Source organism: Neobacillus sp. C211 (assembly GCF_051842875.1).
GTDB lineage: Bacteria > Bacillota > Bacilli > Bacillales > Cytobacillaceae > Neobacillus.
Window position 1 is genome coordinate 1 of record NZ_JBPXRO010000074.1, and the last position, 3,608, is coordinate 3,608.

A 3,608-nucleotide genomic window follows, 5' to 3' on the forward strand; every position below is an offset into this window, starting at 1 on the left:
TTTATCCAATCGCCAAATCGTAAGGTAACCTCCGGAAGGAGAGAGTTGTATGGGTGAAATAAAGCCATTAACTCCTTATTATTGAAGGGCTTTTTCAAGAGCAGGCTGATTGAACGTAATAGATTATGTTTGGTTTCCAATCGGAGTTGGGGGTGGTCTTCAATCTCGTCAATAGCTCTCATGCATAAGTAAGCGGATGTAACAGCTTCTTGTAATCCTGACGGTAGATGACTAATAGGAATAAAGAAGGTCCGGCTTGTCGCCATCAACATGTCTATTGCACTTCTATGTAAATTTAGTGCTTTACTCATCTTGTTTTGTCCCCTTTTTTTGTCAACATGCTAAATTTGTTTAATTTTAAATTGTATTATCCCCACTATATAAAATATTTAATAATAAACAAAATTTAAGCCCTTGTTACTCAATAAACCTGCCCGGATAGTGGAACAAAAAGGGATTGCCGCAGCAGTCCCCATCTTTAACTCTTGCACCCGTTAGCTTAAGTATATTCCTTCACAATCTTCGTTGAATATGAAAACTATTCTCTAAACTAAAAATTCCTATCTAACAAGATCCCCACCTGTTCTGCCACAACTTGAGTGGGTTCAGAAAATCCATTGGTGATCCACACTGTTACTATCTCTACGATGGCAGCTCCAAAAAATTTAAGAATTAAATCCTTACTTAATCCTTGATTTATTCCTTTGGTTACATCTACTTCATCCTCTAACTCTTCGATCACAAGTTTTAGGAAATGAATACGAAAAGTAGGGGCTCCTTTACTTGCTAGCATTGTTGAAAAAAATGAAGAATTACGTTCGAAGTATTCAAACCACATAAGATTTCCCTCAACAAAGGTCATATCAGCTGGCGATTTACACAGTTTCCTTAGTTCGTTAATATGTTCTTCAATGAGCTTATCCAGTAAATCAAATTTATCCATGTAATGATCATAAATGGTTCTTCGACCGACATTTGCCCTGTCGGAAATATCTTGGATTGTAATATGATCAAAACTTTTTTCAGACATCAGTTCAATAAAAGCATTTTTTATTGCTTCTTGAGATTTTTGAACTCTTCTATCCACCTTAGACATTTTAGTAACCACCAAACTTTCTTAAAAATTACCGTACAATTTTATTTAACTTGTGCAGTAACGCACAAATCACAGCATTTTGATTATTGTAGTTATCCTTTATTCATTTTATATTATATACAGATGTGCGATAACACATCAATATGCGATTAGCTAACACATCAAATATTATTACCTTCGGAATAATAGAAGAGTCAATTAAAATCAAGGAGGAGTTTGAATTATGAACCGTATTGAAAAGAGCAAGGAAAAGTTCAACCAGCTGTTTGGTGAGGGAGTAACTGCTCTACGTGCTGCTGATCCTGATTTTCAGGACATACTGAACCATTTCATTTTTGGGGAAGTCTTCTATCAAGGCAACCTTAACGACAAAATGCGTGAGTTGATTACACTGGTAGTGCTTACTACCAACCAAACGTTGCCTCAACTAAAGGCACATGTTAGTGCAGCACTGAATGTTGGGCAAACACCTGTTGAAATCAAAGAGGCTGTTTATCAGTGTGCTCCGTATATCGGATTCCCGAAAACATTAAATGCTGTCAATGAAGTCAATGAGGTTTTCAAAGCGAAGAATATCGCTTTACCGATTGAAAGTCAAAAGCAGGTTAATGAAGAAAATCGCTTCGACAAGGGAGTTTCAGTACAGGTAGAGCTCTTTGGTGATATTATTACAAAAATGCAAGAGAGTACCCCATCAAATCAAAAGCATATTCAGGAATATCTTTCTGCTTTTTGTTTCGGAGATTTCTACACTCGTGGCGGACTTGATTTAAAAACACGAGAGTTGTTAACGCTCTGCATCATAAGTGCAATGGGTGGGACTGAATTCCAAATGAAAGGTCATGTGCAGGCTAACAAAAATGTGGGTAATAACAAGGAAACAATAATTAATGCCATCACCCACTGTCTTCCATATATGGGCTTTCCAAGAACACTGAACGCATTAGCGTGCGTTAATGAAATTATTCCTGAAAATTAAGAAAGGGTGTTAGTTATTATGTCTAATATTCAAGATAAAGTTGTCATTATTACGGGTGCTTCTTCTGGAATTGGAGAAGCTACTGCAAAAGAACTTGCATCTAAAGGAGCAAAGTTGGTACTCGCAGCTCGTCGTGAAGACCGTTTAAAGCAACTACAAGATGACATTCAAACGAGTGGCGGACATGCTATTTATAAAGTGACAGATGTGACCTCTCGTCAACAAATGGAAGAACTCGCTGCGTATGCTCTAAAAGAGTTCGGAAAAATTGACGTTTTAGTCAACAATGCTGGAATCATGCCACAAGCGTTTCTTGCTGAAAATAAAGTTGACGAGTGGGATAAAATGATTGATGTCAACATCAAAGGTGTTTTGTATGCCATCGCTGCTATCGTACCATCTATGAGAGAGTGCAAATCCGGTCATGTAATTAATCTTTCTTCAGTAGCTGGACATAACATCTACCCTGGTGGAACGGTTTATTGTGGAACTAAATTTGCAGTAAGAGCCATTTCTGAAGGTTTACGTCAAGAAGAAGCAATGAGTGGCACCAATATCCGAGTGACCAATATTTCTCCTGGGGCTGTTACCAGCGAACTTTTAGAAACTACAACAGATCCAACGATGAAAGCAGGATTAGATGAATTTTACCAAGTCGCAATTGATGCTGACCGCATTGCTCGTGCAATCGCCTTTGCCATCGAGCAGCCATCAGATGTAGCTATTAATGAAATGATCATTCGTCCAACAGTTCAAGTCGGTTAATAGGAGGTATTTAAAATGACAAAACATGAAGAAGTAAAAAATGGCGTTATTTTCCCAGTGGGCGAAAAAAATGAAGCATATGCACAATTTTTCGTAGGACAAAGTTATCTTAAAGGATTAGTTGCTGATCCTAAAGTAAGCGTTGGTGTTGGGAATGTAACTTTTGAACCAGGATGCAGAAATAACTGGCATATCCACCGTGATGGATTTCAAATTTTATTGGTAACTGGTGGTGAAGGTTGGTACCAAGAAGAAGGAAAACCTCCTCAATTCTTAAAAGCTGGCGATGTTATTGTCACTCACGATGGTGTGAAACACTGGCATGGTGCCGCAAAAGACAGTTGGTTTGAACACATTGCAATCACTGCTGGTACACCTGAATGGTTGGAACCAGTATCAGATGAGGAATATAACAAAGTAAAGTAATATTTAGGTTAAGAATTGCCCTGTTATACAGGGCTTTTTTAATACTCATTCCTAGCATTATTATTGTTCTTATAGAAAGGAGTAATAATTTTGTAAAGACCATATATAATATGCCACATGCTGACATCATTTGGATTGGAAAATCATTGGGGATTATTTGGAAAAGGAACGAACCCAATATTTTATTGACAAACGTAACATTCAATTGATTTGGATGTGTTCGTGGTTTTAGTAAGAAATTCTTTTCAATTACTTTGTGAAGAAATGCACTTAATACAGATAGGTAAGGGTTTGACGTTATCGCTCCCTTTTCCCCCTGTTCACACCGTACGTGAGACTTTT

Annotated in this window: 5 protein-coding genes; 3 read left to right on the forward strand and 2 right to left on the reverse strand. The window is 37.5% G+C overall.

The features are described 5' to 3' along the window. Together ACSU6B_RS28860 and ACSU6B_RS28865 are read right to left on the reverse strand one after the other, a co-directional pair. A partial coding sequence (locus ACSU6B_RS28860; RefSeq protein WP_410889902.1) for a squalene/phytoene synthase family protein occupies positions 1-311 on the reverse strand: 311 nt, incomplete at its 3' end. 239 nt (positions 312-550) lie between these two features. Next, entirely contained in the window at positions 551-1,096 is a 546-nt protein-coding gene (locus tag ACSU6B_RS28865) for a TetR/AcrR family transcriptional regulator (protein ID WP_410889903.1), read from the reverse strand. A gap of 223 nt (positions 1,097-1,319) precedes the next feature. Here ACSU6B_RS28865 and ACSU6B_RS28870 point away from each other — a divergent pair, with 223 nt between their 5' ends. Genes ACSU6B_RS28870 through ACSU6B_RS28880 form a run of 3 tightly spaced genes read left to right on the forward strand, consistent with a single transcriptional unit; the run spans position 1,320 to position 3,266 of the window. After that, positions 1,320-2,075, forward strand: coding sequence for a carboxymuconolactone decarboxylase family protein (locus ACSU6B_RS28870; protein ID WP_410889905.1), 756 nt, complete (start codon positions 1,320-1,322; stop codon positions 2,073-2,075). 18 nt (positions 2,076-2,093) lie between these two features. Next, on the forward strand, positions 2,094-2,840 hold the full coding sequence (locus ACSU6B_RS28875) for an SDR family oxidoreductase (RefSeq protein WP_410889906.1): 747 nt from the start codon (positions 2,094-2,096) through the stop codon (positions 2,838-2,840). Between the two features lie 15 nt (positions 2,841-2,855). Then, positions 2,856-3,266, forward strand: coding sequence for a cupin domain-containing protein (locus ACSU6B_RS28880; RefSeq protein WP_027322950.1), 411 nt, complete (start codon positions 2,856-2,858; stop codon positions 3,264-3,266). Positions 3,267-3,608 lie beyond the last annotated feature (342 nt).